Source organism: Halomonas sp. HNIBRBA4712, assembly GCF_043558675.1.
GTDB lineage: Bacteria > Pseudomonadota > Gammaproteobacteria > Pseudomonadales > Halomonadaceae > Vreelandella.
Window position 1 is genome coordinate 279070 of record NZ_JBIFXR010000002.1, and the last position, 26292, is coordinate 305361.

Genomic DNA, 26292 nt, shown 5'->3' on the forward strand with positions numbered 1-26292 from the left:
ATGTCATTTGAGGCTTATGGTAAGCAAAACCGTCCGCCGACACAATCCCGACCATTTTAGTAGACTATTCGTTCCCGGCCGCCGAGCACGCAGCAAATGGCGCGCCACGTCACTGCAACACTCCCGCCTTGCCGATGATGTCGGGGTGTAGCGCGTTTGCTATAGTAAGCCGCCCTTGCACGCGCGTTTTCGCGCCGATATTTCCTGGCGGCTGGGTAAACGCCCGGGGCCATCAAATAGCTTTTAACGATAAAAAGATAATTATATATTCTTTCATAGAATATGCCGATGTGCGTTAAGGTGACGGTAAATTACCGTCCGTCTCGACGTGACCATTTCGCTATGCAGGACCGTGCACATGTACCGTTATGATATTCACGACCAAACGCTCGTCGATGAGCGGGTCGCTCAGTTCCGCGATCAGATGGGGCGTTACCAGGCCGGCAAACTGGGTGAAGAAGAGTTTCGCCCGCTGCGCCTGCAAAACGGCTTGTATATTCAACGCCATGCGCCGATGCTGCGCATCGCCATTCCTTACGGCATGCTGGCCGGTCATCAGCTCAGGGCGCTGGCAGAGATCACACGCCGCTACGACCGCGGCTATGGCCACTTCACCACGCGCCAGAACCTGCAGCTCAACTGGCCGGCGCTCGAGGACGTGCCGGACATCCTCGCCGAACTTGCCAAGGTGCAGATGCACGCTATCCAGACCAGCGGCAACTGTATTCGTAACACCACCAGCGACCAGTTCGCCGGTATCGCGAACGACGAAGTGGAAGACCCGCGCCCGTGGTGCGAGCTGATCCGCCAGTGGTCCACCCTGCACCCGGAATTCGCCTACCTGCCGCGCAAGTTCAAGATCGCGGTGAGCGGCGCAAGCCAGGACCGCGCGGCGATCCAGGTTCACGATATCGGCCTGCGCCTGTGGCGCAACGACGAAGGCGAGCTGCGCATCAAGGTGCTCGCCGGCGGTGGCCTTGGCCGCACGCCGATGGTCGCTGAAACAGTGCGTGAGGACCTGCCCTGGCAGCACCTGCTGACCTACCTGGAGGCCTGCGTTCGGGTCTATAACCAGTTCGGCCGCCGTGACAACAAGTTCAAGGCGCGCATCAAGATTCTGGTCAAGGCGCTGGGCGTCGAGGAGTATCGCCGCCGCGTCGAAGAGGAGTGGGCGCACCTCAAGGATGGCCCGCAGACGCTGAACCAGGCCGCGGTGGATGACGCCAAGCGTCACTTCCCCGAGCCCGAGCGCCGCCCGGTCGCTGGCGGTGCGATCGAGGCGTTCGAAGCGCTGCGCCAAGAGAACCGAGCGTTCGCGCGCTTTGTCACCAATAACGTCACCGACCACAAGGTGCCGGGCTACAAGGCGGTGACGCTGTCGCTCAAGCGCCGCGAGCACGCCCCGGGCGACGTCACCGCCGATCAGATGGAAGCGGTAGCGGATCTCGCCGACCGCTTCGGGTTCGGTGAAATCCGCGTCACCCACGAGCAGAACCTGGTGCTTTCTGACGTGCCCGTCGACGAGATCGAAGTACTCTGGCAGGAGCTCGAAGCGCTCGGCATGGCCAACCCCACTGTGGGCACGCTCAACGACATCATCTGCTGCCCCGGCGGCGACTACTGCAGCCTGGCCAACGCGGTGTCGATCCCGATCGCCCAGGCGTTGCAGGAGCGCTTCGAGGACCTCGACTTCCTGTATGACCTGGGGCCGATCGATCTCAACATTTCCGGCTGCATGAACGCCTGCGGCCACCACCACGTCGGCCACATCGGTATTCTTGGCGTCGATAAAAAGGGCGAAGAGTATTACCAGGTCTCGATTGGCGGCAACTCCACCGACGACGCTTCGCTTGGCAAGATTCTGGGCCCGTCGTTTTTCCGCGAGGACGTGCCGGGCGTGGTCGAGAAAGTGCTGGAAGTCTACGTCGCCGAGCGCCACGAGGACGAGCGCTTTCTCGATACCTATCGCCGCATCGGCCTGAAACCCTTCAAGGAGCGCGTCTATGCCCACTAACGATACCGACAACGCAGCCCCGGCGCTGGTCCACGTCGACCACCTGATTTTCGAAGGGGCGCTGGCCGAGCAGAACGCCTGGTGCGTTAGCTACGATAGTGAGACGCTTCCCGAGCAGCGCCCGGCGTTCGTGCCGCTGGCGCTGTGGCGCGAGCACTCGAACGACGCCGAGCTTGCACCGCTGTTGCTCAGCGATACCGAGCTCACCCCGGCGCTGGGTCAGGAACTTTTGAGTGTGCCGGCGGTGGCGATCGACTTTCCCGCCTTCACCGACGGGCGCGGCTACAGCCTGGCGCGACTACTGCGCGAGCGCTATGGCTTTACCGGCGAGCTACGCGCGGTGGGTGACGTGCTGGTCGACCAGCTCAACTACATGGAGCGCTGCGGCTTCAACGCCATGGCGCTGCGCGACGACCAGGAGCCGGAGGTCGCCCTGCGCGCACTCAAGGCCTTCAGCGTCCGCTACCAGAGCGATGTCGACGTTCGCTCGGCGCTGTTCGAGCGCCGTCTGGCCACCACTGAGTAGCTTGGTCTCTTTCTGAGCATCGAAAAGGGCAGCCCGCGGGCTGCCCTTTCGTTCATTTGCACTTTAAAAAAACGTGCGATCTAGCCGCGGCGCTTTTGCTGGCGCTCGCGGTTGTTGGCCTTGGCGCGCTCGCTCTTGCGCAGCATCACCCAGGTGGCGCCCAGCCCGCCGTCGGAGGGCTGCGCCGACACAAACGCCTGCACTTCGTCGAACTGGGCGAGCCACTTGGCGAGATAGGAACGCAGCACGTTGGCCGGGCTTTCAAGCTCGCGGCCGCGCCCGTGGACGATCATGATCGAGCGCAGGTCGTGGGCGTAGGCGTCCTGGACGAAGGGAAACACCAGGCGGCGGCACTCGGCGAGCGGGCGGCGCAAAAGGTGAAGCTGCGCCTGCACCGGATAGCCGCCGTGGCGAAGTTTATCGACGACGCCCTGCTGGATCCCCTCGCGGCGGTACTCGATCGGGTCGAAGGGCGGCAATAAATCGACGAAATCGTCCGACAGAAAGTTGCTCTGCTCGATGGCGGCCTCGGCGCCTTCCCGCCGGGCAAGCTGCGCTTGGGTGGGGTGCGAGCGCTGGCTCCCGACATCCGCCCTGTTTCCCTTCGCCAGCGGTTTAACATCGCCGACAAAAGCGCGAAAATCCATCTCCTCACGCGAGTCTTCACGAAAGTCATCACGAAGTGGCTGGTTCATGGCGGGCTCCTCGGAGTGGGTGCAACCGGTGTCCTGACGCCTATATCCTGACACAAAGCGGCGCCGGGCTTAAGGCCTACCCCGACGTCAGGACGACGTTCACTACAAGGATAGAACATGATCTGGATCAAACGGGGAGCGATCGCTTTCCTGGCGCTGCTACTGGGTATGGCGCTGTGGCTCTGGCTGACCATGCTGAGCCCCTGGTTCTACGAACGCCCGGCGCACCTGGCGCCGATCGAACAGCGCCCGCACCAGGTCTTCGTCTACGGTACGCTGCGCCTGGCCCCAGTGCGCTGGGTAGTGATGGGTTCAAACGGCGAGCCTCGGGCCGACACTCTGGCGGGATTCCATCGCGATGGGCTGGATCTTTCACCGGCCCCGGCGCAAACGGTGCCGGGGCTTTTACTCACCGTTACCCCGCACGAGCTTTCAAAGCTCGATCGCTACGAGCGCCTGGGCGTTCGCTACCGCCGCGAGGAGCAGGTACTCGAAAGCGGCGAACGTGCCTGGGTGTATCGAAGGCTTGCCGAAAGCGAAGGCCAACGCACGGCTACGCCAGGTGCGCCTGCTCTGATAGGATATGAAAAAACGGCACGGACGACATCGATCACCCGAGCCCAGCCTGACATTGATCGACTGGCCGCCAACGATGCCGACATGAACCGCGTCGAGCCCCTGCCCTTGAAGGAAACGCTATGAGTGACGATACCCCCTACATTCTGGTTCTCTACTACTCGCGCTCGGGCGCCACACATCAGATGGCGCGCCAGATTGCAGCGGGTATCGAGAGCGTGGCGGGCATCAAGGCGCGGCTTCGCACGGTGCCGCCGGTTTCGCCCACGACCCAAGCCGTGGATAGCGAGGTGCCGGAGGAAGGCGCGGTTTACGCCGATTTGGAGGACCTGCGCCACTGCGTGGGGCTCGCGCTGGGTAGCCCCACCCGCTTTGGCAATATCGCCGCGCCGCTCAAGTACTTTCTCGACTCGACCAGCAGCCTCTGGATGAACGGCGCGCTGATCGACAAGCCAGCGACCTGCTTCACCTCATCGTCGAGCCTGCACGGGGGCCAGGAGAGTACGCTTTTGACCATGCTGGTACCGCTTCTGCATCACGGCATGGTCTACGCCGGTATTCCCTACAGCGAAACCGAGCTGATCGAGACGCAAAGCGGCGGCACGCCATACGGGGCCAGCCACGTGGCGGGGGCGCGCAGCGAGCGCATCGTCGACGAGCACGAGCGCACACTTTGCGTCGCCCAGGGTAAGCGCCTGGCGCGACTTGCGCTGGCGCTTTCGCCCCTTCGCGGTGAGAAACGCTCATGAGACAGTGGCTCAACGACCTGGAGCAGCGCCACGGCCTGGGCACGCTGGTGCTAAAATCCCGCCAGCTGGTGCTGGCAAGCTTCGTGGTACTGCTGGGGCTTGTGATGCTGCGCGGCTTCATGGTTCAGGGCGACGAGTACAGCTTTCGCCCGGTGTTGGCCTTTGCGCTACCGCTGGTGCTTTTTCTGCCGTCGATCATCAGTAGGCGCCCGCGCGGCCACGCCTGGCTTGCTTTCGTCAGCCTGCTGTACATAGCCCAGGGCGTGATGTTCGCCTTTGCCACCGGGCAATTCCTGCGCGGCGCGCTCGAAACCGCGGCGGCGCTGGGGCTGTTCGTGGGCGCCCTGGGCTACGCCCGCTTCGCCGCCCGTCAGGCGCGCGGCTAGGGCTTTTACCTATAACACCAACGCATCAGGGAGCAGTGACCATGAACCGAAACATTGCCGATGTCCGGCGCGACTACGAAGGGGGCTACCTGGACGAGAGCACGATGCCGGATAATCCCTTCGAGCTGTTCGACGAATGGATGGGCGCCGCACTCGAAAGCGATGGCCAGGACGCCAACGCCATGACGCTGGCAACCGTCGACAGCCAGGGCCGCCCCCACGCCCGGGTAGTGCTGTTGAAGGGTGTCGACGAACAGGGGCTTTTGTTTTTCACCAACTACCACAGCCACAAGGGCAGCGAGCTTGCCAACGTGCCCTTCGCCGCGGCCACGTTCTGGTGGCCAGGGCTCTCGCGCCAGGTGCGGGTCGAAGGCGCGGTCGAGCAGGTCGCCGCTCAGGAGTCCGACGACTACTTCGCCAGCCGCCCGCGTGGGAGCCAGCTCGGCGCCTGGATCGCGACCCAGAGCGTGGTGATTCCGGATCGCAAATGGATCGAGGAGCGCAAGGTGCGCTTCGAGCACGCCTACGACGGCCAGGACATTCCGCGCCCGATCCATTGGGGCGGTTACCGCATCAGGCCGGACATGATCGAGTTCTGGCAGGGTCAGCCCAGCCGCCTGCACGACCGGATACGCTTCGAGCGCCAGAGTGAAGGCCCCTGGAGCCGATTCAGGCTCGCACCATAGCCGGCGAGCAAGCAACAGGCGGCTCTGCGCCGCCTTTTTTGTCAGTTGCCAAACCTACGCGTTAATCCGGCAGGCTGGCCAGGCGGTGGCGCTGCCACTCGCTTTCCGGCTCGTTGAGCCGCAGCACCGCGTCGATCACCTGCTCTTCCATGTTATAGCGGCTGGTAAAGCCCAGCCGCTTCATCAGCGCGCGCATCGGGTGATTATCCATCATGATCTTGCCGATCATCTCGATGGTGCCGATGCTCTTGCAGTAATCGATCATCTTCTGCATCAGCAGGCTGCCGATACCCAGCCCCTGCATGTCATCGCGAATGATGATCGAGAATTCGGTGCGAATATTGTCGGCGTCGTTGTAGACGCGTACCACGCCCAGCATCTCCTTGTTACCGTCGCGATGGCAGTACTCGGCGATGAACGCCATCTGGCGGTCGTAGTTGATGTGCGAAAGAATCGACAGGTCGCGCTGGGTGAGACTCGCCTTGTTGTGAAAGTAGCGAAAGCGAATGCTCTCCTCGGAGAGCCGGGTATGAAAGCTCGTGATCAGCGGTGCATCCTCGGCGCGAATCGGGCGCACCTCGACCGGCCAGCCGTTCTTGAGCGTCACCCATTCGCGCAGCTCCTCCGGATACGGCATGATCGCAAAGCGCGCCGGCGGGCCCAGGTCCATGGCGAAATCCACCGCCAGCAGCCCGTCGCGATTGAGCAGCAGCGGGTTGAGCTCGAGCCCGCGAAGCTCGGTCAAGTCCGACGCCATCTGCGAAAGCTTGACCAGCAGCTGGCAAAGCCGGTCGATATCGCGCTCGACGTCGCTGGAGTGTTCTCGGATCAGCGACGCGGCGTGGGTGCGCCCTATCATGTCCGCGGCCAGGCTCATGTTCAGCGGCGGCAGCGCCACCTGACGATCCGCCAGCACGTTCACCTTGTAGCCACCGATACCGAACACGATCAAGGGGCCGAACACCGGGTCGCGGGTAATGCCGGCGCAGATTTGCATCGAGTGCTTGCCGCGCTGCATCGGCTGCAGGCAGTACTCCTGAACGCTGTACTCGGGAAACTTCTCGCGCACCTTGTCGCCCAAGCGTTGAACGCCCTCGGCGACCTGGGCCGGGGTCTCCAGATCCTGCAGCAGCCCGGCGGAGATCTTGTGCGGATGGCGGCGGTAGCGGTACGGATGGCAGTTGCCGTCGTGAATCACCTTCAACGCCTTGGGGCCTTCGAAATGGCCGTTGTCTCTCAGCGCGTCGCTCGGGTTCTTCAAATAGACGCTTGGCGCGGTGGGAATGCCGTAAGCCTCGAGCACCCTGGCGGTTTCCGAATGGCTCAGCGCGTGGCGGCGGCGGCTTCGAGCAAGCGCGATCAACTCCCGGCACGCCTGGCGGTCGGCGGCGCGGGTATCGAAGGTCAAACTCGGCGGAATCTCGTGCAGCAGCGCCTGTACCCGCTGGTAGTCAACCATGTGCATGAACGCCTTGACCGCTTTTTCCGGCGAGATGTAGGTCGGAATGCCCGCCGCGCTGCAGGCGCTTCTGGCGTTCAGCGCCTCCTTTAGCCCCATCCAGCTGGTCAGCAGATTGCGCTTAAAGCGCTTACGCTGCGCGATCAGCGCCTCGGCGGTATGCACCGATGGCGCCAGGCGCGTGGGCGCATGAACCACCAGCACCGCATCGACATTGGGGTCGGCGGTCACGATCTCCAGCGCCTCGACGAAGCGCGACGGCGTGGCGTTACCGCCTAGATCTACCGGGTTTTCGCCGGGCTTGCTGCGATCGACCCGCTGCTCGGTCAGCGCTTTTCGCGTGTCGTCGCTGAACGCGGCGAGCTTGCCGCCGGCGCTGATGAGTTTATCGATGGCGAGCATTGCCGGGCCCAGGCCGTTGGCCACCACCGCCAGCCGGTCGCCGCGCAGCGGGCGCATGCGCGAGAGTGTCTCGAGTGCATCGAACAGCTCGTCGGAGTCGTTGACGCGCACCACACCGGCGCGGGCGAAGGCGGCGTCGAACACCACGTCGCGGTTGGTGATTCCCGGTGTCGGCGGCACGGCGGAAATATCGGACTCCGCCGTGCGCCCGCTCTTGATCGCCAGCACCAGGCGGTTGCGCGAGGCATCGCGCACCGAGGTCATGAAGTGCTGGGCGTCCTTGATGCGCTCGAGGTGTAGAAGTATCGCTTGGGCCGGCGAGAATTGATTGATGTAATCGATCAAATCCGGCAACAGCACGTCGACGCTGTCGCCGACGGTGATCAGATGCGAAAAGCCCGCTTCGCGCCCCGCCGCCCAATCGATCATGGCGTTGGCGAGCATGCCGGACTGGCCCAGGTACGCCACCCGGCCGGGCTTGACCGGCTGGCTGGCGTAAGAGGCGTTGAGCTTCTTGCTCGGCACGATCAGCCCCATGCACTCCGGGCCCAGCACGCGAATACCGGAGTCGCGGGCGGCGTGCAGCATCTGCTCGCGAATCGAGCCTTCGCGCCCGCGTTCGCGGTCGAGATACGCCCCGCCAGAGAGCACCAGCGCCGCCTTGACGCCAACCCGGCCCAAACGCTTGATCAGCTTCGGCGCGCCTTCGACCGGCGAGCAGATCACCGCCAGATCCGGCGGCCCCGGCAGCGCGTCGACGCCTGCGTAGCACGGCACGCCGAAAACCTCCCGGTAGCCTTTCAAATTGACGGCCCAGAGCTTACCTTTAAAACCACCCTCTTGAAGATTGCCGAGCACGAGCCCGCCCAGCGACTCCGGCTTTTCCGAGGCGCCGAAGACGGCGATGGTGTGCGGCTCGAAAAAATGGTGTAGAAACCGAGTGCTCACAGGCGTCTCCCGAGGGGTGCGTCGATGTACGACTTATGGTCAGTGTCGTGCAAGCACGGGTACCGATTAAGGTAGCCTGACATTCAACGGAGCGCCTGCATGATTACCGCCTACCTTACCCATCCCGACTGCGTCTTGCACCATATGGGCCCGGAACACCCGGAAAGCCCGGCGCGGCTCGAGGCCATACGGGCACGGCTGGCACTCGACGGGCTCTTACAGCAGACCATGCAGGGCGAAGCGAAAGAAGCTCCTACCGAGGCGCTCGAGCGGGTCCACGCCGCCCGCCATCTCAGCGCGCTGGAGAAGTGCCAACCCCGGGAAGGCTTTATGGCCCTCGATAGCGATACGCTGATGAATCCGGACACGCTTAAGGCCGCCCGAGTAGCGGCGGGCGCGGTGATCAAGGGGGTCGATCAGGTGGTCAAACGCCAGGCGGACAACGTCTTCTGCGCCGTGCGCCCGCCCGGCCACCACGCCGAAGCCGCCGAGGCCATGGGGTTCTGCTTTTACAACAACGTAGCGGTGGGCGCTGCCCATGCGCGCGAGCATCACGGTATCGCGCGGGTTGCGATACTCGATTTCGACGTGCACCAGTGCAACGGCACCATCGATATCTTCAAGAATGACCCGAACGTTTTGATCTGTTCGAGCTTTCAGTCTCCCTTCTACCCCTGGCGCTACCTCAAAAGCGAGTGGCCGAACGTGATCAATACGCCGCTGGCGGCGGGTTGTCAAAGCGCCGAATTCAGAGAGGCCGTGCTGACACGCTGGCTGCCGGCGCTTCACGATTTCAAACCGGAGCTTGTGCTGCTCTCCACCGGGTTCGACGCCCACCGTGACGACCCGATGGGCGAGCTCGAGCTTAATGATGAGGACTACTACTGGGTAACGCGCCAGGCAATGGAGATCGCCGAGCGCTACGCCGAGCGCCGCCTGGTCTCCGTGCTCGAGGGCGGCTACAACCCGACATCGCTTGCCAGCGGCTGCGCCGCGCATCTCAAGGCATTGCTGGGATTACCTTTTGACAACGCGCCATAACCCGGTGATTAATACGTTTGCAGCGCCTTGAATCAAGGGCGTCAAAGGCAGTTGGTCGGCTTGGGTAGCCCCGCCAGCCGCGCCACGCGCCGGGCGGGGCTCTCCGGAAACAGCGACATCAGATAGATCGAACTGCCCTTCTCTTCGCCCAGCGCCTGCCTGGTCGCTTTTACCAGAGGCCGCATGGCCGGCGCCATCTCGAAGCGCGCGTAGAAATCGCGTACTACCTCGATGATCTCCCAATGTGCCGCCTCGAGCTTAATGCCCTCCTCGGCAGCAAGCGAAGTAGCAACGTCAGAATTCCAGTCGTTTTGATTAACCAGATATCCCTCCGGATCAAGTTTTATCGTTTTAGCGAAATCAAGATAACGGTATAAATTTTCGTCATTCATTATCAGTACCAGGTAACGCTCTGTTCGTGACGCTCGGTTAGCGTTAGGAATTCGCTCATATCGATGATCGATAGTTCGTGGCGTCGAGCAATATCCAGAAGCCCGAGCGCCGACAGATCTTCTTGCAGCAGGTGAATACGCTTACCACAGCGAGAAAAGCCCGACCAGCCGGGGGCAAGGCCTGCCTGCACCGCCTGTTCGATCAGCACCACGTCGTCGCTCTCGCCCACTACGTGCAGCATACGAGCGGCGCAGGGCGCATCGAAACGTTGATTGAGAATATGCAGCATGAGAACTCTCTATATGAAAACTTTCTACATAAAAGCTTTCTACATAAAAACTTTCTAAAAGTGCAGGACGTCGATCGAGCGCTGATAAAGCGCCGCGACTGCCTCGTCTTCGATCACGCGCGCCGCTTTTATGAGCTCCTCCGGCGCAAGCCCCAGCGCCTCCAGGCTACTCCGGGGCACCAGCAGCTCGTCGATATCGTACATTTCGAGCATCTCGATAGTGGGCAGCACGGCCTTCTGCCCCGATGCACCGGCGGTTTGCCCTTTCACCAGCGCCAGCGCCCCGGCCCCAACGAATAAAAGCGTGACCGGCTGGCCGAAGGCCGCGGCGACCAGCGCCACGTCGAGCCCTTCGCGCAAGGCGTTGGAGGCAAACGGCGCCTGGCTCAGGCTGATCAAGCGAGCGGGTTCGTCCATTGTTGCCACCTCAAGCAAACGTGATGAAACGGTCGCAACGCTGCTGGAGCGCCAGCAGCTGGCCAAGCCCGGTCAGTTCGAACGGCGCTTGCATGCTGTGCTGGGTCAGCCCGTGCCGATGCGCTTCGCGCTCGTCGAGCACCCCCCGGCGCAGCGCCGCCGCGATACACACTTCAAGCGCAACGCCGTACTCTTCATTAAGCGCCGCCCAGGCCCGGCACAGATGGGTTTCATCCTGAGGCGGGCACATCAATGAAGAGGCGTTAAGCACGCCTTCCTGATAGAAGAAAACGCCGGCAAGCGTATGCCCGCGGCTCAGAAGCGTATGGGCAAAGCGCAGTGCCGAATGCGGTGCGGGGCTTGAATAGGGCGCCCCCGTTACCAGAAGCCCGTACTTCATCGCGCTCTCTTGTCAGTCACCGAGTGAATTAAAACCGCGTATAAAAAAAACAGACCCTACCGAAGCAGGGCCTGTTTGGGTAGCCAATAGAGGCGAAATGATCAGTCGCTACTCATGATACCCAGGATCGACAGCAGGCTGACGAACAGGTTGTAGATCGAGACGTACAGCGTGACCGTTGCCAGGATGTAGTTCGTCTCACCGGCGCGGTGCACGATTTCGCTGGTCTGGTAGAGGATCGCGGCGGAGGCGAACAGCACAAAGCCCGCGGATACCATCAGCGACAGCGCCGGAATCTGGAAGATCAAACCCGCCACCATGGCCAGAATCAGCACGATGGCGCCCGCCATCAGGAAATTACCGAGGAAGCTGAAATCCTTTTTGGTCATCAGCGCCACGGCGGACAGACCAATGAAGGTCAAACCGGTCATGGCCAGCGCGTTCATGATCAGCGCGCCACCGTTGGGTAGCGTCAGGTAGGCGGATATTATCGGGCCGAGGGTAAAGCCCATGAATCCGGTGAACGCAAAGGTGGCCAGTAGCCCCATTGCCGAGTTGGCGGTCTTGTGAACCAGAAACATCAGGCCATAGGCGCCGATGAAGAAGACGAAGATGTTCATTTGCTGCAGGCCGAGCGCGACGGATGCGCCCGCGGTGACGGCCGAAAACAGCAGTGTCATGGCCAGCAGCGCGTAGGTATTGCGCAGTACCTTGTTGGCTCTTGCGCCGCTAACCGCCTGATTGTCATGCGGTCGTACGGTGTGCGAATCGTTGAACGCCATGGTCTTAAGCTCCCTAGTGGTCGTACTAACAACGGACAAGCATGCCGCCCCGTAGTTCCGGACGCAAGCCCTTCAAACCCAAAAAGAGTCCTGGATTGGACGATTATTCAACGCCGTTTGTCTATGCTGACTTACCAGGTATAACACTCGCCCCGGTAATTGCGCGTTGATTGTGCCTATCTTATTTTATCGATTCACACTTCAACTCAAGGCGTGAAGATCATGACTCCACACTACCCGCGACTTTCGACACTCACCCTTTTTACGGCGGCTACCCTGATGAGCGCTCAAGCGCTGGGCTTCGAGCCGCGCGGCGAAAACGTGCTTTACCAGGTCGACGATGAACGCTTTGAAGGCTACTTCGTGTCCGCCGAAGGCGAGTCGAAAGGTAGTGTTCTGATCGTGCATGACTGGGATGGGCTGGACGATTACGAGCGCCAGCGCGCCGACATGCTGGCCCAGCAAGGGTACGATGTGTTCGCGGTGGATCTGTTCGGCGAAGGCAACCGCCCTCAGGAAACCGAGGCCAAGCAGGCCGCGACCAGCGCGCTTTACGAAGACCGCGAGCGCATGCGAAAACTCACCCTGGCAGGACTCGAGCAGGCGCGCGAACAGGGAGCAGCGAGCCAAACCGTGATCATGGGATACTGCTTCGGCGGCACGGTCGCACTCGAAATGGCGCGCGCAGGTAGCGCCGACGATATCGCCGCCTACACGAGCTTTCACGGCGGGCTGGATACGCCGGAAGGCCAGTCCTACGCGCAAGGCACCGCCCCAATCTATATTGCCCACGGCGGTGCCGACGAGGCGGTAAGCCTGGACGATGTCGCCACGCTCGCCGGCGAGCTCGAGCAGGCGGGTATTACCTACGAAGTGGGTATCTACTCCGGCGCTCCCCACGCGTTCAGCGTTTTCGGTAGCGACCGCTACAATGAGCGCGCCGACCAGCGCTCCTGGTCGACCTTCATGGTCTGGCTCGACGAAATGCTATAAGGCGAAGCGGTCAGCCATCGTGTGAAAACTGTTATTTCAAACAAGGAGAGAGGTATGAGCATTTACTGCGTATATCGCGTGGTCAAGGAAGACGCATCGATCGACGATGCGCCCGAGTGGTGGGTGGTCGACACGCGCGCCGAAAACGAACGCGATGGCGCGCTGGTTAAGGAGCGCGCCGCCACCAAACCCGAAGCGGACGAGATCGTCGCCCGCTTGAACGCCAACGCCGGTCATTGACGCCACTCCCCGCCCCGGTAAGCCACCGCGGCGGGGTCAACTTTCGATTTCGCGCAAATCCTCGATTTCCACACCTTTGGGAAGCTCGTCCGCCTCGGCAGGCAGCCATACCGGATTCAAGTCGCTATCCTCACGCCCATCGTCGAGCGTTTGACCGGGAATGCGATACACTATGCGTTCTCGCTTGACGTCCCAAGCGTAGATACGATCCATCGTGACCTCCTTCTCTAAAGGAAAAAGCGCCGCTGGATGTAGGCTTGTTTTTCAAGCTGCTACCATCGAGGCGCGTTTAATCATCAACTGTTCAGGAGAATGACATGAAAGTCATGTTTGCCATGGGGCTCGTCGCTCTGATGCTCGTGACGGCAGGCTGCGCATCGGGCCCGACCTCTTCGCGCTCGGCGGACTGCCGCAAACAGGCCGAGCAAATGGGCGACACCATGCACTACGGCGACTGTATGCGCGGTACCCGTACACAGCCCGGCTTTTAAGCAGTTCTTAATCAAAAACGGTTCAGCCTGAGCTGAACCGTTTTGAATGGATTACCGGTCGTGCGTATCGGCTTTGTGAGACGCTTCTCGCAGCGTTTTCTCAAGGCTGTGTTGACCCTCTTCGGAGTCTTCGTCATCCACCAAAAAGCTCGAGTGGTGATGTTTTCCCCTACGCTGTTCTGGCTTGATATCAGCGCCACAGGTATCGCAGTTTTCCGGATTTTCAGGGTTTCCTTCATCCTTTGAAGGGTCATATTCCTGGCCACACTTGGCGCACTTTTCTCGATGACTCATTTAAGCTTCTCCTTTCCTAAACACCTGCTCCTGTAGAACACGGGGTGTGCCTCCAGGTTCCTTGATCCACTTTCAACGCTTGCTCTACGGTCATTGAGGGTGTTGCGCGACTGCTTACTCCTGTATTAGTTACTCTACCTTCTGAGTTTAATAAATCCCCTTCCGACTTCAACCTATAGGACATAAATGCAGCGGTTGCACCATGGACGGCGTTATCTGTCACCCGGTCGCCTTAACCTGGGCCATTTCTCAAGCGTGGGACTCGTCCTGGGGACGCTCTTTTTCGCGCTTTCGTTAACGCCGAGTCTTGTGCCGCGTCCGCTTTTGGCCCAGGGCGTGGTCTCAGGGCTATGCTTTAGCGCCGGCTATGCAATCGGCGTATCGCTAGGCGGGCTGTGGCATTACCTTCGATTGCCCGAGCCGCGCGGCATTGCCCGGCGTGCCATCACCGCGATCGCGGCACTCACCTGTACCCTGCTGGCTGCGCTGTTTCTATGGCAGGCGTCCGGCTGGCAAAACAGCATTCGCTTGCTTATGGGAATGGAGCCTGCCCACGGCACGCGGGGCATCAGCATCGCCGCTATTACGCTCGCTCTATTCGCGGGTTTCACCCTTTTGGCGGGAGCGTTCAGGCGCACCTATCGGCTTCTTGCTAACCGGGTTTTCTCCTTTCTACCCAGGCGGCTGGCGGTTGTGGTGGGTAGCATCGCCGCACTGGCCCTGTTCTGGCTTTTGATCGAAGGTGTAGCACTTTCATCCGCGTTGAGAGTGGCGGATCGCACCTACGCGCAGCTCGACGATTTCATGCAGGACGACCTGGCCCCACCCGATGACCTTGGCCGCGCCGGCAGCGAAGCGTCGCTGATCAGTTGGGAGGCGCTGGGTAGCCGCGGGCGGCGTTTTGTCACCCAGGGGCCGAGCGGTGAACAGATCGGCGCGTTTCTGGGTGAGCCCGCGATCGACCCGCTGCGCGTTTATGTCGGCTTGAACGCCGCAGATACACCTCAACAGCGCGCCGAGCTCGCGCTGGCGGAACTCGTGCGCGCAGGCGGCTTCGAGCGCTCGATACTGGTACTTGCCACGCCTACCGGGCGCGGCTGGATCGACCCGGGCGCGCAGAACACCATCGAATACCTGGCACGCGGCGACATCGCCACCGTGGCCGCCCAGTACTCCTACCTGCCCAGCCACCTGTCGTTGATTGCCGAAGGCGAGTACGGGGTGGAGAGCGCGCGGGCGCTATTCATCGCCATCTACCGCTACTGGAGCAACCTGGCGGATAACGAGCGCCCGGCGCTTTACCTGTTCGGCCTTAGTCTTGGTGCGCTCAACTCCGACCGCTCCTTTGATTTTTACGACATCATCGAAGATCCGTTCGACGGTGCGCTTTGGGCGGGCCCACCCTTTCGCAGCGATACCTGGCGCAGCGCCACGGCAGGCCGCGACCCGGGCTCGCCGGCATGGCTGCCCACCTTTCGCGGTGGCAGCGTTATTCGCTTCATGAACCAGCGTGACGGCTACGCAGGATACCCACGCGACTGGGGCGACTTTCGCATCGTTTTTCTACAGTATGCCAGCGACCCGATCGTCTTTTTCGACCCCGCCGCCTTCTGGCGTGAGCCGGCGTGGATGCGCTCGCCCAGAGGACCAGACGTCTCCCCGGCGCTGCGCTGGTACCCGGTCGTTACGATGCTTCAGCTATTGGCCGACCTGGCCACCGGCGGCGCCCCGCCGGGGCACGGCCACGAACTCGCCGCCGAGCACTACATCGACGCCTGGCGGGCGCTGGTCGAACCCGACGGCTGGAGCGACGAGGAGATCGAGCGCCTGAAGCGGCTTTTCATCGACGCCCGTCAAATGGCGCCGGATACGTGAGTCCGACCCTTCTCTTTTCTTGCGCGCAGGAGCGCGTATAATGCCCGGCCCCGGCGCTTGCGCCAGAAGGAGGGTTCCCTAACCCCTCGTACACTCAAAAAGGCCTCTTTGCATGTTCGCACTGACCGACACTCAACATCGCCGCTGCCTGACGCTCATGGTGGCGTTTCATATCGCCGTCATCGCCGCCAGCAACTATCTGGTACAGCTCCCCTTCCAGCTTTTCGGCTTTCATACCACCTGGGGCGCCTTCAGCTTCCCGTTCATCTTTCTGGCCACCGACCTGACGGTTCGCCTGTTCGGCAAGGGGCCGGCGCGGGCGATCATCCTGCGGGTGATGTTTCCGGCGCTAATGATCTCCTACGTGGTGTCGGTCATCTTCCCCCATGGCAGCTTTGCCGACATCACGGCATTGGGCGAGTGGAACACTTTCGTTGCGCGCATCGCGCTGGCCAGTTTTCTCGCCTACTTTCTAGGTCAACTGCTCGACGTTCAGGTCTTCGATCGCCTGCGCCGCCTTGCCTGGTGGGTGGCGCCGGTCTGCTCAACGGTGCTGGGCAACCTGGCCGATACGTTCGCCTTTTTCTTTACTGCTTTCTACAATAGTCCGGACCCGTTCATGGCCGCCCACTGGGTCGAGATCGCCGCGGTGGATTACGCCATCAAGCTGGCCATCAGCCTGCTGTTCTTCCTGCCGCTTTACGGACTGCTGCTTGCCTGGCTGACCCGGCGACTTATGACCTGGACCGGCCAGCACGACCGCGCCCCGCGTACCGCCTGATTTCGCGCCATTCACCCGCGCCTGACCCTCAAGGAGTCTCAATGAGCCGCGCATCTCCGGTTGATCTTCACTTCATCGATGCCTTCGACGAGAGCGCGGATAGCGCTCGCACGCCGCTGATTGTTCTGCACGGCCTGCTGGGCAGCGCCGACAACTGGCGTTCGCAGCTCAAGAAATGGCAGCAAACTCGGCGCGTGCTGGCCGTGGATTTGCGTAACCACGGCCGCTCGCCCCACGCTGAGGGGATGGAGTACGCGACGCTTGCCGGTGACGTGACTGCGCTGATGGAGCGTGTTGGCATCGAGCGCGCGCACGTTCTCGGGCATTCGATGGGCGGTAAGGTGGCGATCAGCCTGGCGCGGCTAGCGCCGCAGCGCACGGCCTCGCTGATCGTGGGCGATATCGCCCCGGTACGCTACGAACACGGCCACGACGACGTGTTCGCCGCCCTGGAGGCGGTGCGTGAGGCCAAACCGACGGATCGCAAGAGCGCCGACGCGCTCATGGCCGAGCACGTCAGCGCCCGCCCGACTCGGCTGTTTCTGGCCACCAATCTGGTGCGCGGCGACGATAAAACCATGCGTCTGCGCGTCGGACTCGACGAGATTCGAGACGGCTACGCCTCGATCATCGGCCTGCCCGCAGGAGACGCCCCCTTCGACGGCCCGACGCTGGTGCTGCGCGGGGCCGACTCGCATTACGTAAGCGACGAGCATCTGCCCGAGCTCAAGAAGATACTGCCCAGAGCGCGCCTGGTGACACTCAAGAACGCCGGGCACTGGCTTCATGCGGACCAGCCCGAAGCGTTTCAGGAGGCGGTCGCCGCCTTCATCGAGGCGCAGGAGGCGTAAAAGCGCCAGTACTCATAGCGGCGTCACGCTGAGTCCGTGCGCCGCGGGGTCCTGCAAAAAGCGGTTGAGTATGCGGTAGGTATCGACATCGAACTGCACCGCCTGACACCCGAGCTTTTTGGCGGCCACAAGCGTTTTGGCACTGCCCAGATAGCACCAGCGATCCACCACATGAAAAGCGCTTCGCCGCGGCCGGGCGCTCTTTTCCCGTATCACGATACGCCCGGGCCAGGGCCAGGTGCTGACCTCTAGCCGGGAAAGCGCCTGCTGAGCCCGAGCGGTGTGTTCCTGGAGTGTCTCCTCGCCGCAGCAAGCGCCAGCACATTTGCCCAACTGCCGGGCAAAACAGCGCCCCCGCCCCTTCTCGAGCCCAATCACCTGGGGGCAAAGCCTGTGTTCCTCGATCACACTCTTGAGCGCCTGCTTGGCCTCGCGGGCGTGGCGAAAGAGCCCAAAGCGCTGACCTGGCGCGGTACTGATTAGCACGGCGCTACCGGCAAGCGTGGGCGAGCGCTCGCCGTCGGCCCAGAACCAGGTCTTGAGCCCCCCCTGGCGGCGGAGCTGGCGATTCATGATCGGCATCATCTCCTTGATCAGCTGCGCCTCGCGAAGCTGCGCGCCCAGGTCACCGGCGGTCTCCTCCCACTCGATGTGTTGAATCTGCTGGAGCATGCGCATCGCCTTGTCGTCCTGATGATCGCGCTGAAAATGCCCCTTCACCCGGCTTTTGAGATTGACGCTCTTGCCCACGTAGAGCGGCAGCCGGTTATGGCCATAAAACAGATACACCCCCGGAGCGGCGGGAAGCCCCGCCAGCACCTCGCTATCCAGGTGCGCAGGCAGGCTGCGATGGCGCTTCTCCAGCTCGGTGGCCTCCTGCCACCGCTCGGTGGGAAAGCGCCGCTGCCAGCTCTGCCACAGCTGCCAAAGCGCCTCGGCATCGTCTTCGGCGCGGTGCGCGCGGGCCACCGTAATATCGAAGCGCGCCAGCAGGGCCTTCAGGTTGTGCTGGTGCTCCTGAGGCTCGAGACGGCGCGAAATGCGCAGCGTACACAGCACGTTGGGGCGGTAGTCCAGCCCTGCGCGCTTGAAGGCGTTGCGCAGAAAGCTCGCATCGAAGCGAGCGTTGTGCGCTACCAGCCAGCTGTCGCCCAACCACGTCTTCAACGCCTCGGCGACCGTCTCGAAACGGGGCGCATCGCTCACCATGTCATCGTGAATGCCGGTGAGCTGGGAAATGAACGGCGGGATACCGACGCCCGGGTTGATCAGGGTGACCCAGCGGTCGACGACCTGACCATCGAGCACCTTCAGCGCGGCGATTTCGGTAATGCGATCGCGGGTGGCGCGGGTGCCGGTGGTTTCGACATCGATAAACGTCAGGGCGGGTTCGCTCATGTCACTCCGTTCACTGGATTCACGGCGTCAGCGTATGGGGGTCGATCGCAAGTCTGGAGACCGGCAGCGGCGCCTCGATGATGCCACGCTTGGCAAGGTAGGCCTCGAACGCCTGGTAGCGGCGCGTATTCACCGCCGCCGGGCTGAGAGAAAGCCGCCTCAAGAGCGCCTCCCAGCTTGCCTCGTTGGCCGGGTTGTCGAGGATCGGATGATGCTCGACCAACAGCGCCCAGGCCGCCTCCGGGTTTTCGATCATCCAGTGGCTCGCCTGCTCGACGGCGGTCAAAAACCGCGCCCAGATCGGGCCTTTCGAGGCCAGCGAATGGCTGTTGGCCACCACAATCAGTCCGTCGTGGCGTGGAATGTCGATCGTCTCGTAGTGAATGACCCGGCTATCTACCCCTTCAGGGGCCAGCTGTTGCGGAAGTGTGGTATAGAAGCCGTCGGCGATCACTTGAGCCTCGCCGCCAACCACCGCCGCTACGGCATCGAAGTGAACGTTGACCGGCGCCTTGAAACTGTCAGTCTGGCGCAGCGACTGGGGAATCAGCCGCTCGGCCACGATCTCCTTCCCCTCAAGGGTGGAAAAGCCGTAGTCGAGCCCGGCAAGTGCTGCGATGTCCTCCTGCTCGGCCGCCTGGCGGGTCACGACCACCGCATTCAGCGGCGTCTCGATGAGCGTACCCACGCGCACCAGCGGCTCGCCGGCATGTACCTGAAGGTGCAGGACCGGCTCGCGGGTCAGCGCCAGATCGACTTCCTCGGCGACCAGCAGCTTGAGCGCCACGTCCGGGTCCGCCGGGCTCTGCAGGTCGAGCGTAAGGCCCTGCTCTTCGAACAGCTCGCGCTCGTCGGCGATCAACAGCGCCGCGTGCTGGGGGCTCAGGTACCAGTCGAGCATCACCGATACCTCGGTCAAAGGCGGCGGGTCGAGCGGCGGTGGAATCGCAAGCGCGGTGGAGGGTGCCGGCGCGACGACGTCATCGTCGAGGCTCTCGGCTTGAGGCTCTTCGTTCGTTTCTAGTCCGCTTGCCTCCAGCTCACTCACCTCTGAGCCCGCTGCGGAGTCATCGCTGTCGTCCCAAAGCCCTGGGGGTAGCACCACGTCGCTTTCGAGCCCAGGCACCTCGGGCTCAGGACTGGGCTCGCTGGCACTTGCCTGAGCACTCCAGCACAGCAGGCACAGCGTACACGCGAGAAACAAACGATTTCGCCTGCCGGTAGTCAGGTGCAGCATCGCTTCACTCCCGAATCAAGAACGCGGAGTGTAGCGGGTGGCCGGTGACCATGACCAGCCCCGGGGGCGGAACACAGCAAACGGCGCGGTAAAATGGTGGGCGTCGTGCAATAATAGAGCGGCATTGACGCAGAGACGGAGAGACATGGACGCACTGTATACCTTTTTCTTGATCGGCGGCATTCTCATGACGCTGAGCATTCTGGCAAGCCGGCTCTCTTCGATGTTCGGTGTCCCGCTTTTGCTGATCTTTCTGGGCCTGGGGATGCTGGCTGGCGAAGAAGGCGTGCTCGGCGTGGTGTTCGATGACTACACCATGGCGTTCACCATCGGCCACTTGGCACTTGCAATGATCCTGCTCGATGGCGGACTACGTACTCGTCTCAAGACCTTCCGGGTAGGCTTCAAGCCCGCGCTGTCGCTGGCGACCGCCGGGGTCTTCATCACCAGCGCCATCGTCGGGCTAATCGCCATGTGGGTGTTCGACCTCACCCTCGTACAGGGGCTGCTGGTCGGCGCGATCGTCGGCTCTACCGACGCGGCGGCGGTCTTCTCGATGCTCAGCGGGCGCGGCGTGAATCTCAACGAGCGGGTTAGCGCCACGCTCGAGATCGAGTCCGGCACCAACGACCCGATGGCGATTTTCCTGACGCTGATGCTGGTCGAGCTGCTGGTAGGCGACATCGGCGGCGCCACCGATACGCTGCTGTTCTTTATCTCACAGTTTGGTATCGGTCTGATCGTCGGCCTGGGCGGCGGCTGGGTTTCCGCGAAGCTTCTGCGCTGGCTCGACCTGGCACCGGGGCTTTACGCCATGCTCGCGTTGGCGCTGGGTTTCAGCGTCTTCGGGCTCACGAGCGTACTCGGCGGCAGCGGCTTTCTGGCGATCTACCTGGCGGGCCTGATGATCGGTAACCAGCCCGGGCGGCACTTGAACTTCATCCTGCCGGTGCACGATGGGCTGGCCTGGCTGAGCCAGATCGGGCTGTTTCTGGTGCTGGGCCTTCTGGTCACGCCCAGCCAGCTGATGGAGGTGATCCTGCCCGCGGGGCTGGTGGCGCTGGCACTGATCTTCATCGCCAGGCCGCTGGCGGTGTTCATCACCATCAAGCCGTTTTTCCGCTTTCGCTGGCGCGAAACCTTCTTTATTGCTTGGGTGGGGCTTCGCGGCGCGGTACCGATCGTGCTGGCGATCTTTCCAGTGATTGGCGGTGTGGAAAACGCCTCGCTCTACTTCAATGTCGCCTTCGCTGTGGTGCTGATGTCGCTTCTGATCCAGGGCGGCTCGCTTACCCTGATGGCGCGCTGGCTCAAGATCGAGGTACCCGCCGGCACCACGCCCAACCGGCGCGGGCCGCTCGGTATCCTGCCGGAAAACGACTTCGAGATGTTCGTCTACGTGGTCGAAAACCAGGACCTGGAAGACGTGCCGATTCGCCTTTTACGCTTCCCCTCCGGGGCGCTGATCTCGGCGCTGTTTCGTAATCACGTCATGCTCCATCCCAAGGGCAACACGCGGCTAAAGCTCGACGACGTCATCTGTGTGATCGGCCGCTCCGAGGATCTGGTCGCACTCAACCGGCTGTTCAATGGCGACGCCAGGCTCAAGCAGGAGCGCGCCTTCTTCGGTACCTTCATTCTCGATGGCACCGCCTACATGCAGGATATCGCCGAGGCATATGGCTTGACACTAAGCCCCGGCGAGCAGGAGATGAGTCTGAGCGAGTTCATTTCGCTGCGCGTGGGCGGGCACCCGGTAGTCGGCGACGACGTCGACTGGCATGGCATTCACTGGGTGGTCAGCGAGATGGAGCGCGGCACGATCACCCGCGTCGGCCTGCGGCTCTACTAATTTGACCAAAGGCGTTGACTTCCAAGGGAAAGGTGGTAGTATACGCACCCATAAGCCGGAGGGATGGCAGAGCGGTTGAATGCACCGGTCTTGAAAACCGGCATAGGTTAATAGCCTATCCAGGGTTCGAATCCCTGTCCCTCCGCCATTTTTAAAAAAGCCCCGTAAATCAAGCGATTACGGGGCTTTTTGTTTTTCGATTTGTCCCAATATTTTGTCCCAAAACCATACCCCATTAAAGCGGTTTTAAGCCATTTTAAAGGCTGTCCCCCACCATCCGCCTGCCATAGCTTCAAAAAACGCTCAGAACAGCTTACAGGAGCTTCTAGAAGCATTGCTCTCGTTAAGCGACAACTAACAAAGCAAGACGAAACTAAATACTTCCTCTCTCAATAACTGTGAGTGAGCGTAGCGAGCGAGAGCGCGCCAGCGCGGTAAGTCGAAAACAAAGAATCGCACGCGGTAGCGTGCTCAATGTCGTTTTCAATAAAAAAATGCTGTGTTTTTAACAAAGCGACAATGCTCTGATTAATACTCTATAAGCAAAAAAAAATAAAAGTTAATTTATACGCAAAAGTGCTGTGAAAATGAAAATAATAGTTTGGATAATATCCAAACTTAATGAAATAATATCCAAAGTATGTTATAATAAATAAATAATAAAGGCACTCGGGCAAGTGCCTTGAAGTGAAGAACTTAATCAATCGACAGGAGACTAAGCCTATGGATAATAATAACACAAAAACTAAAAAAGATCAAAAACAAGACTTTAAAGTTAAGGTCGGATTTCAAAAGTTCGCTTTTTTTAGTTTTGATAAAGAGGGGTATGTTATGAGATTACGACAATATGAAACAACAATCAGAAGAAAAATAAAGCAACTCAGAGAAAACAAAAAAGAAGTTTCTAACACCGACACTATTGCGAGCATAGAAAAAGAAATAAAATCATTGAAAGCGAAGTTGTTAAACAATACTGACAACGCTGTTTTATACTACTTTATCGAGCATATCGACTACAATAATAAAGTCGATATGGACAAAGTAAAAAAGACCCAAAAAGCAATAGCTGACGAACTATGTTTAGATAACGCAGAAGTTTCAAGGGCTTTTAGAAAGCTTAAAGAATTAAATATAATCAGCTTCACAAAATCAGGACATGCACTTGAAAAAGTGCGAGTATCACCGTTTATATTATGGCGTGGTAAAGCAATCACCCATTACAATCTAATGAAAGAACTCAAAGAGGAATTCGCGGGAACGCCCTTTGAAACAAAACTTACAGCAGTAGCTTAAAGGAGAATTATATGAAAAACATGCTCTGCGATTTATTCAATGAAAACACAAAAGATCTAACACAAGTTATTGAAGATGGTGTTGTGTTAAAAGAAGAAGGAAACAGCTTCGTGTATTACAACAAGCAAGCAATTCTTGAAAGCAAGAATGAGTTATTGAAAGAAGAAATACTTAACATAAGGGGTGAATAACCCCCCTTTTTTAGACTTATCTATGGCTAAAATTTTTAATATTCTTTTTTTCAAGTTCTTTTCTCAATTTCCTGTTCTTCTCGATTAATCGCTGATTGGTTTCTTTTTGAGCAGAGAGTTCTTTTTGAGTTACTTCTTTGTATCTTTCATATTCTGTGTCTATTTTCGATTTTTGCTCTAAAAGCTTGTTGCACATATTTGAAAGCTTCTCAGTTTGCTCAGTAGCTTTATCTCTTTCGTATCGAGCTTTTGCTACATTTCTGATATTAGGATCATTAAGCATAGTCATGTAATCAGCTCGCCATGCTTCATGCTTTTTAAAATATGCGTTCATTTTCTGCCTTTCTTTGTTTAGCCAACCTTTCCTTCCAAACAGGGGTGGGTCTGAGATTTCAGGTCTTTTTGTTCTGCGTCTTAATGCAGCATTTTGCGACTTGTACCAGTGCTCAAGAGGAACGTGTTCTCGCTTCGTATTTTTTTCGCCTCTTTCTAATCCAAATCCTTCAACAGCTTTGTGATATTCTGTTTGAAGCATCGAATGCCTGCTCTTGTGACCACCAATCAAATCTTTTGCAGACAGCCTGCCGTCTGGTGTGATAGGCACTATATGAGCTTGCAAATGAGTAGTTGTTTCATCTTCATGTAGAATCAGAGAAACTATATTTTCTCTTCCAAATTTATTTTCTAACCATTCCTGATTTTTATTAACCCACCTGTCTTTAAAGCTTTGCGACTTATCATGGAAAAACTCGGGGCTGACTCCCATAAAAACTTCAACTGCAATTACTGAATTATTTTTATGGTTGTTTCCATACCATTTGGGTTCGATTCCACACTCATCCAGTCTAGCCCTTATGCCCGCATTAAGATTTCGATTAGGCGGCGTTACGAGGAATCTGTTCAGATGAGCGCGTTTAGGATCTGCGTTAGCGGGTTGGTCAATTCTGAGATTGTGCCTCCCAGACCCGCCTGATGCCTGAAAGCTTTTGATTTTCTCTGTTCTCAAAATTGCATATTTTTTATCCATTTTAAACACTCCTTGTTGTTATTGTTTTTTTGGTTGCGTAGCAACCTGCGAGAAAGTCCTTTTCTCGCCTTCTTCTAGCTCTGCTAGAAGCTCACCGCACGTAGTGCGACCCGTAAGGGTGGAGTGAGTCCACCCTGACGGGTGCAACAACATTATAACACAGTTACATAACTAAATGCTTTGCAACGTTTTTATTGCGTCTAACTTCTGCTTCGCACTTGCACCATCACTATATATGTCAAAAGTTACAGTGCCAGTTTCGTGACCAACAATAGAAGCGATCACTAATGGCTTAACGTCGTTATGCTGTAATGAAGTTATGACTGTCTTGCGAATGCTATGAAACACATAGCGAGCATCATAGCCCAGCTCTTTCTTTATACGACCGAAAGCTTTGCTAATCGAGTCAGAGCGAATACCGTATTTATTACCGCCAGAGGTGTGTATCAAAAAACCATCTGCATCGGCATTTTTTACCAACTGGTCGATAAGTGGTTTTAAACTCGAATGCAGGGGTATCTTTCTAATGCTAGCATCTGTCTTGCCCTCCTCAATATATAAGCTCTGAATGCCGTTCTCAGCGACGATGTGGTTTTTTGTGAGCCTACATACCTCTTCGATACGACACCCCGTTAAACCCGCTATTTTTACCGCATAAGCGACTTGATGCTTTCGCTTAGATATAGCGAACTCATACAGCTTTTTCACTTCTTCGGCTTTGAAAGCTAGTCGCTTCTCTTCCTTTTTCTTGCCTTTCTTCTTATCATTTGGCAACTCATGGCCGAGGAAAGGGTTGTCTCTTGTGTCGTATCGGCTCTTGTAGTCTGAATCATACTTGCTTGACCATTTGTGAAAACTTGAGCCCGCATGAATATGGTTTTTCTTTGTCTTTGTGCTGACATTCAAACTATCTAAAAATTGTTGGTAACTCTCGAACGATAATTCAAGACTATCGCTTTCAAGATAATTTTTTAGGACTTTAAGCTTAGATACAAAAGCGTCTACGGTTTTCTGCGCCAGCCCCTTAATTTCTACTTGATGTTTTGCAAAAGCTTCAAGTCGTTGCGGTGTAAATGGTGACTTTGGGGAGTAAGAGGAAGGTGTTGTAAAAACGTTAGTAATCTGTTCTGCTTGGGTTTCACTAAAACCTGCTTGCTTTGAAAAAAATTTATTTTTAATTATCAAAAACTCTTCTGTTGCCTTTAAAAAGTCAGCGACTAAATCTGTATTTTTTTCAGTTTGATATTCGTAAAATCGACTACCCATTTCATAAAATTTGAGCTTCCATAATCTTGCTTGTTCTGGATCATTTTTAAAGATCACAGGAATATCTGAGTGAAAAATCTTAATAAAACTAAGAGCATTCTCTTTTGTGAATATTTTTTCTTGACGAATGTGTTTCAATAATGTCGATTCAAAAAAACCTGCGAGAGCTTCACTGGCCTGCTTCTGAAGATGCAACTCATTCTCAAAATCATTATCGCTTATTCCATTCCGTGCTTTGCTTATAACAGACTTCCATTCAGCAAGAATGCGAAGCTTTCTTATATGAGCTTCTGCTTTATTACCCGTTTTTAACGATTTTGTTAGCTTGCTACGATTTCCAAAAGCATGTCGAACATCAGCCGGTAATTCGAGACGGACATGCCAAGTTGAACCCTTCAAAACCAGATTGTCAGCCATTTAGAATCCCGCCAATTTGTCCCAAAAACTTGTCCCAAATTAACAGAAAACCGCCGTATATCAAGCATTACAACAGCTTAAACGACGAACCGGAAGGTCCCTGTCCCTCCGCCACTTATACCAGGGAATCAGCTTAACGGCTGGTTCCCTTTTTCGTTTGGGCGCCTCTTTTAACCAACTTCCCATCTTTTTCTTCCTTGTAGCGCTTACCAATACGGCTTTGAATACGCTAAGGTAGATACATCAAGTCAGGAGATACGCCATGAAAAGGGCGCCTCCCCCACCAATGAGTCGGATCAGTCATATCACCAGCATCACCCTGC

Annotated in this window: 30 protein-coding genes and 1 tRNA gene; 17 read left to right on the plus strand and 14 right to left on the minus strand. The window is 58.3% G+C overall.

The window, feature by feature from the left end; all coding sequences use genetic code 11:
* Positions 1–358: 358 nt before the first annotated feature.
* Together ACGK9R_RS05685 and ACGK9R_RS05690 are read left to right on the plus strand one after the other, a co-directional pair.
* On the plus strand, positions 359–2014 hold the full coding sequence (locus ACGK9R_RS05685; RefSeq protein WP_394579098.1) for a nitrite/sulfite reductase: 1656 nt from the start codon (positions 359–361) through the stop codon (positions 2012–2014).
* Positions 2004–2540, plus strand: coding sequence for a DUF934 domain-containing protein (locus ACGK9R_RS05690; RefSeq protein WP_394579101.1), 537 nt, complete (start codon positions 2004–2006; stop codon positions 2538–2540). The genes ACGK9R_RS05685 and ACGK9R_RS05690 overlap by 11 nt, the downstream gene beginning before the upstream one ends.
* Positions 2541–2620: 80 nt before the next feature.
* Here the strand turns inward: ACGK9R_RS05690 and smrA are convergent, their stop codons facing one another.
* Positions 2621–3235, minus strand: coding sequence for a DNA endonuclease SmrA (gene smrA, locus ACGK9R_RS05695; protein ID WP_394579103.1), 615 nt, complete (start codon positions 3233–3235; stop codon positions 2621–2623).
* A 117-nt stretch (positions 3236–3352) separates the two neighbouring features.
* On the opposite strand from smrA, the gene ACGK9R_RS05700 reads away from it, so the two are divergent.
* The 4 genes from ACGK9R_RS05700 to pdxH are packed head-to-tail and all read left to right on the plus strand — an operon-like array spanning position 3353 to position 5632.
* On the plus strand, positions 3353–3937 hold the full coding sequence (locus ACGK9R_RS05700) for a gamma-glutamylcyclotransferase family protein (protein ID WP_394579106.1): 585 nt from the start codon (positions 3353–3355) through the stop codon (positions 3935–3937).
* Entirely contained in the window at positions 3934–4560 is a 627-nt protein-coding gene (gene wrbA, locus ACGK9R_RS05705; RefSeq protein ID WP_394579109.1) for an NAD(P)H:quinone oxidoreductase, read from the plus strand. Before ACGK9R_RS05700 ends, wrbA begins: the two co-directional genes overlap by 4 nt.
* Positions 4557–4946 (plus strand): DUF2069 domain-containing protein, encoded by a 390-nt coding sequence (locus ACGK9R_RS05710; protein WP_394579111.1) that lies wholly within the window; start codon positions 4557–4559, stop codon positions 4944–4946. Before wrbA ends, ACGK9R_RS05710 begins: the two co-directional genes overlap by 4 nt.
* 41 nt (positions 4947–4987) lie before the next feature.
* Positions 4988–5632 carry a pyridoxamine 5'-phosphate oxidase gene (gene pdxH, locus ACGK9R_RS05715; protein ID WP_394579114.1) on the plus strand — a complete coding sequence of 215 codons (645 nt, stop codon included), beginning with the start codon at positions 4988–4990 and terminating at the stop codon, positions 5630–5632.
* 61 nt (positions 5633–5693) lie between these two features.
* Here pdxH and ACGK9R_RS05720 read toward each other — a convergent pair whose 3' ends face one another.
* Positions 5694–8441 carry a GNAT family N-acetyltransferase gene (locus ACGK9R_RS05720; RefSeq protein WP_394579117.1) on the minus strand — a complete coding sequence of 916 codons (2748 nt, stop codon included), beginning with the start codon at positions 8439–8441 and terminating at the stop codon, positions 5694–5696.
* Between the two features lie 99 nt (positions 8442–8540).
* On the opposite strand from ACGK9R_RS05720, the gene ACGK9R_RS05725 reads away from it, so the two are divergent.
* Positions 8541–9482, plus strand: coding sequence for a histone deacetylase family protein (locus ACGK9R_RS05725; RefSeq protein ID WP_394579120.1), 942 nt, complete (start codon positions 8541–8543; stop codon positions 9480–9482).
* A gap of 41 nt (positions 9483–9523) precedes the next feature.
* Here the strand turns inward: ACGK9R_RS05725 and ACGK9R_RS05730 are convergent, their stop codons facing one another.
* The 5 genes from ACGK9R_RS05730 to ACGK9R_RS05750 all read right to left on the minus strand — a co-directional run bounded on the left by ACGK9R_RS05730 (position 9524) and on the right by ACGK9R_RS05750 (position 11763).
* Positions 9524–9874 carry a TusE/DsrC/DsvC family sulfur relay protein gene (locus tag ACGK9R_RS05730; RefSeq protein WP_394579122.1) on the minus strand — a complete coding sequence of 117 codons (351 nt, stop codon included), beginning with the start codon at positions 9872–9874 and terminating at the stop codon, positions 9524–9526.
* Between the two features lie 2 nt (positions 9875–9876).
* The gene (locus ACGK9R_RS05735; protein WP_394579125.1) at positions 9877–10164 is read right to left on the minus strand and encodes a DsrH/TusB family sulfur relay protein; all 288 of its coding nucleotides are present in this window, start codon (positions 10162–10164) and stop codon (positions 9877–9879) included.
* A gap of 54 nt (positions 10165–10218) precedes the next feature.
* Positions 10219–10581: a DsrE family protein gene (locus ACGK9R_RS05740; protein ID WP_394579128.1), complete on the minus strand. Its 363-nt coding sequence runs from the start codon at positions 10579–10581 to the stop codon at positions 10219–10221.
* 10 nt (positions 10582–10591) lie between these two features.
* Complete coding sequence (gene tusD, locus ACGK9R_RS05745) at positions 10592–10981, minus strand: sulfurtransferase complex subunit TusD (RefSeq protein WP_394579130.1); 390 nt, start codon at positions 10979–10981, stop codon at positions 10592–10594.
* Positions 10982–11082: 101 nt separating this feature from the next.
* On the minus strand, positions 11083–11763 hold the full coding sequence (locus tag ACGK9R_RS05750) for a Bax inhibitor-1/YccA family protein (RefSeq protein WP_394579133.1): 681 nt from the start codon (positions 11761–11763) through the stop codon (positions 11083–11085).
* Between the two features lie 222 nt (positions 11764–11985).
* Between ACGK9R_RS05750 and ACGK9R_RS05755 the strand changes: the two genes are divergently transcribed.
* Positions 11986–12756 (plus strand): dienelactone hydrolase family protein, encoded by a 771-nt coding sequence (locus ACGK9R_RS05755; protein WP_394579136.1) that lies wholly within the window; start codon positions 11986–11988, stop codon positions 12754–12756.
* Between the two features lie 54 nt (positions 12757–12810).
* The gene (locus ACGK9R_RS05760) at positions 12811–12996 is read left to right on the plus strand and encodes a hypothetical protein (RefSeq protein WP_394579138.1); all 186 of its coding nucleotides are present in this window, start codon (positions 12811–12813) and stop codon (positions 12994–12996) included.
* Between the two features lie 36 nt (positions 12997–13032).
* Here ACGK9R_RS05760 and ACGK9R_RS05765 read toward each other — a convergent pair whose 3' ends face one another.
* Entirely contained in the window at positions 13033–13209 is a 177-nt protein-coding gene (locus ACGK9R_RS05765; protein WP_394579140.1) for a hypothetical protein, read from the minus strand.
* A 104-nt stretch (positions 13210–13313) separates the two neighbouring features.
* Here ACGK9R_RS05765 and ACGK9R_RS05770 point away from each other — a divergent pair, with 104 nt between their 5' ends.
* Complete coding sequence (locus ACGK9R_RS05770) at positions 13314–13487, plus strand: hypothetical protein (protein WP_394579143.1); 174 nt, start codon at positions 13314–13316, stop codon at positions 13485–13487.
* A gap of 51 nt (positions 13488–13538) precedes the next feature.
* Here the strand turns inward: ACGK9R_RS05770 and ACGK9R_RS05775 are convergent, their stop codons facing one another.
* A complete protein-coding gene (locus ACGK9R_RS05775) occupies positions 13539–13781 on the minus strand; it encodes a hypothetical protein (protein ID WP_394579146.1) in 243 nt (80 codons plus the stop codon).
* Positions 13782–13967: 186 nt separating this feature from the next.
* Between ACGK9R_RS05775 and ACGK9R_RS05780 the strand changes: the two genes are divergently transcribed.
* From ACGK9R_RS05780 to ACGK9R_RS05790, 3 genes are all read left to right on the plus strand, one after another.
* On the plus strand, positions 13968–15656 hold the full coding sequence (locus ACGK9R_RS05780; RefSeq protein WP_394579149.1) for an alpha/beta hydrolase: 1689 nt from the start codon (positions 13968–13970) through the stop codon (positions 15654–15656).
* Positions 15657–15768: 112 nt separating this feature from the next.
* Entirely contained in the window at positions 15769–16437 is a 669-nt protein-coding gene (locus ACGK9R_RS05785) for a 7-cyano-7-deazaguanine/7-aminomethyl-7-deazaguanine transporter (protein WP_394579152.1), read from the plus strand.
* A gap of 41 nt (positions 16438–16478) precedes the next feature.
* The gene (locus tag ACGK9R_RS05790; RefSeq protein WP_394579155.1) at positions 16479–17288 is read left to right on the plus strand and encodes an alpha/beta fold hydrolase; all 810 of its coding nucleotides are present in this window, start codon (positions 16479–16481) and stop codon (positions 17286–17288) included.
* Between the two features lie 12 nt (positions 17289–17300).
* Here the strand turns inward: ACGK9R_RS05790 and ACGK9R_RS05795 are convergent, their stop codons facing one another.
* Both ACGK9R_RS05795 and ACGK9R_RS05800 read right to left on the minus strand, forming a co-directional pair.
* Positions 17301–18686, minus strand: a complete 1386-nt coding sequence (locus ACGK9R_RS05795; protein WP_394579158.1) for an exonuclease domain-containing protein — start codon at positions 18684–18686, stop codon at positions 17301–17303.
* 19 nt (positions 18687–18705) lie between these two features.
* Positions 18706–19923 (minus strand): ABC transporter substrate-binding protein, encoded by a 1218-nt coding sequence (locus tag ACGK9R_RS05800; RefSeq protein ID WP_394579161.1) that lies wholly within the window; start codon positions 19921–19923, stop codon positions 18706–18708.
* A gap of 145 nt (positions 19924–20068) precedes the next feature.
* Here ACGK9R_RS05800 and ACGK9R_RS05805 point away from each other — a divergent pair, with 145 nt between their 5' ends.
* The gene (locus tag ACGK9R_RS05805) at positions 20069–21775 is read left to right on the plus strand and encodes a potassium/proton antiporter (protein ID WP_394579164.1); all 1707 of its coding nucleotides are present in this window, start codon (positions 20069–20071) and stop codon (positions 21773–21775) included.
* Positions 21776–21832: 57 nt separating this feature from the next.
* Positions 21833–21923: transfer RNA gene (locus ACGK9R_RS05810), tRNA-Ser, on the plus strand.
* On the opposite strand, the gene ACGK9R_RS05815 is transcribed toward ACGK9R_RS05810, so the two are convergent.
* Entirely contained in the window at positions 21883–22110 is a 228-nt protein-coding gene (locus tag ACGK9R_RS05815) for a hypothetical protein (RefSeq protein WP_394579167.1), read from the minus strand. The two genes, ACGK9R_RS05810 and ACGK9R_RS05815, sit on opposite strands and share 41 nt — an antisense overlap.
* A 388-nt stretch (positions 22111–22498) precedes the next feature.
* On the opposite strand from ACGK9R_RS05815, the gene ACGK9R_RS05820 reads away from it, so the two are divergent.
* Together ACGK9R_RS05820 and ACGK9R_RS05825 are read left to right on the plus strand one after the other, a co-directional pair.
* Positions 22499–23068, plus strand: a complete 570-nt coding sequence (locus ACGK9R_RS05820) for a hypothetical protein (protein WP_394579170.1) — start codon at positions 22499–22501, stop codon at positions 23066–23068.
* 11 nt (positions 23069–23079) lie between these two features.
* Complete coding sequence (locus tag ACGK9R_RS05825) at positions 23080–23259, plus strand: hypothetical protein (protein ID WP_394579173.1); 180 nt, start codon at positions 23080–23082, stop codon at positions 23257–23259.
* 16 nt (positions 23260–23275) lie between these two features.
* On the opposite strand, the gene mobV is transcribed toward ACGK9R_RS05825, so the two are convergent.
* Positions 23276–24286 (minus strand): MobV family relaxase, encoded by a 1011-nt coding sequence (gene mobV, locus ACGK9R_RS05830; protein ID WP_394579176.1) that lies wholly within the window; start codon positions 24284–24286, stop codon positions 23276–23278.
* A gap of 171 nt (positions 24287–24457) precedes the next feature.
* On the minus strand, positions 24458–25969 hold the full coding sequence (locus ACGK9R_RS05835; RefSeq protein ID WP_394579180.1) for a tyrosine-type recombinase/integrase: 1512 nt from the start codon (positions 25967–25969) through the stop codon (positions 24458–24460).
* Between the last annotated feature and the right edge of the window lie 323 nt (positions 25970–26292).

Excerpts from the sequence above, each read along its gene's own strand:
- ACGK9R_RS05685 (WP_394579098.1), top strand. The coding sequence starts at position 359 with ATGTACCGTTATGATATTCACGACCAAACGCTCGTCGATGAGCGGGTC.
- ACGK9R_RS05690 (WP_394579101.1), top strand. The coding sequence starts at position 2,004 with ATGCCCACTAACGATACCGACAACGCAGCCCCGGCGCTGGTCCACGTC.
- smrA (WP_394579103.1), bottom strand. The coding sequence starts at position 3,235 with ATGAACCAGCCACTTCGTGATGACTTTCGTGAAGACTCGCGTGAGGAG.
- ACGK9R_RS05700 (WP_394579106.1), top strand. The coding sequence starts at position 3,353 with ATGATCTGGATCAAACGGGGAGCGATCGCTTTCCTGGCGCTGCTACTG.
- wrbA (WP_394579109.1), top strand. The coding sequence starts at position 3,934 with ATGAGTGACGATACCCCCTACATTCTGGTTCTCTACTACTCGCGCTCG.
- ACGK9R_RS05710 (WP_394579111.1), top strand. The coding sequence starts at position 4,557 with ATGAGACAGTGGCTCAACGACCTGGAGCAGCGCCACGGCCTGGGCACG.
- pdxH (WP_394579114.1), top strand. The coding sequence starts at position 4,988 with ATGAACCGAAACATTGCCGATGTCCGGCGCGACTACGAAGGGGGCTAC.
- ACGK9R_RS05725 (WP_394579120.1), top strand. The coding sequence starts at position 8,541 with ATGATTACCGCCTACCTTACCCATCCCGACTGCGTCTTGCACCATATG.
- ACGK9R_RS05730 (WP_394579122.1), bottom strand. The coding sequence starts at position 9,874 with ATGAATGACGAAAATTTATACCGTTATCTTGATTTCGCTAAAACGATA.
- ACGK9R_RS05735 (WP_394579125.1), bottom strand. The coding sequence starts at position 10,164 with ATGCTGCATATTCTCAATCAACGTTTCGATGCGCCCTGCGCCGCTCGT.
- ACGK9R_RS05740 (WP_394579128.1), bottom strand. The coding sequence starts at position 10,581 with ATGGACGAACCCGCTCGCTTGATCAGCCTGAGCCAGGCGCCGTTTGCC.
- tusD (WP_394579130.1), bottom strand. The coding sequence starts at position 10,981 with ATGAAGTACGGGCTTCTGGTAACGGGGGCGCCCTATTCAAGCCCCGCA.
- ACGK9R_RS05750 (WP_394579133.1), bottom strand. The coding sequence starts at position 11,763 with ATGGCGTTCAACGATTCGCACACCGTACGACCGCATGACAATCAGGCG.
- ACGK9R_RS05755 (WP_394579136.1), top strand. The coding sequence starts at position 11,986 with ATGACTCCACACTACCCGCGACTTTCGACACTCACCCTTTTTACGGCG.
- ACGK9R_RS05760 (WP_394579138.1), top strand. The coding sequence starts at position 12,811 with ATGAGCATTTACTGCGTATATCGCGTGGTCAAGGAAGACGCATCGATC.
- ACGK9R_RS05765 (WP_394579140.1), bottom strand. The coding sequence starts at position 13,209 with ATGGATCGTATCTACGCTTGGGACGTCAAGCGAGAACGCATAGTGTAT.
- ACGK9R_RS05770 (WP_394579143.1), top strand. The coding sequence starts at position 13,314 with ATGAAAGTCATGTTTGCCATGGGGCTCGTCGCTCTGATGCTCGTGACG.
- ACGK9R_RS05775 (WP_394579146.1), bottom strand. The coding sequence starts at position 13,781 with ATGAGTCATCGAGAAAAGTGCGCCAAGTGTGGCCAGGAATATGACCCT.
- ACGK9R_RS05780 (WP_394579149.1), top strand. The coding sequence starts at position 13,968 with ATGCAGCGGTTGCACCATGGACGGCGTTATCTGTCACCCGGTCGCCTT.
- ACGK9R_RS05785 (WP_394579152.1), top strand. The coding sequence starts at position 15,769 with ATGTTCGCACTGACCGACACTCAACATCGCCGCTGCCTGACGCTCATG.
- ACGK9R_RS05790 (WP_394579155.1), top strand. The coding sequence starts at position 16,479 with ATGAGCCGCGCATCTCCGGTTGATCTTCACTTCATCGATGCCTTCGAC.
- ACGK9R_RS05795 (WP_394579158.1), bottom strand. The coding sequence starts at position 18,686 with ATGAGCGAACCCGCCCTGACGTTTATCGATGTCGAAACCACCGGCACC.
- ACGK9R_RS05800 (WP_394579161.1), bottom strand. The coding sequence starts at position 19,923 with ATGCTGCACCTGACTACCGGCAGGCGAAATCGTTTGTTTCTCGCGTGT.
- ACGK9R_RS05805 (WP_394579164.1), top strand. The coding sequence starts at position 20,069 with ATGGACGCACTGTATACCTTTTTCTTGATCGGCGGCATTCTCATGACG.
- ACGK9R_RS05815 (WP_394579167.1), bottom strand. The coding sequence starts at position 22,110 with ATGCTTCTAGAAGCTCCTGTAAGCTGTTCTGAGCGTTTTTTGAAGCTA.
- ACGK9R_RS05820 (WP_394579170.1), top strand. The coding sequence starts at position 22,499 with ATGGATAATAATAACACAAAAACTAAAAAAGATCAAAAACAAGACTTT.
- ACGK9R_RS05825 (WP_394579173.1), top strand. The coding sequence starts at position 23,080 with ATGAAAAACATGCTCTGCGATTTATTCAATGAAAACACAAAAGATCTA.
- mobV (WP_394579176.1), bottom strand. The coding sequence starts at position 24,286 with ATGGATAAAAAATATGCAATTTTGAGAACAGAGAAAATCAAAAGCTTT.
- ACGK9R_RS05835 (WP_394579180.1), bottom strand. The coding sequence starts at position 25,969 with ATGGCTGACAATCTGGTTTTGAAGGGTTCAACTTGGCATGTCCGTCTC.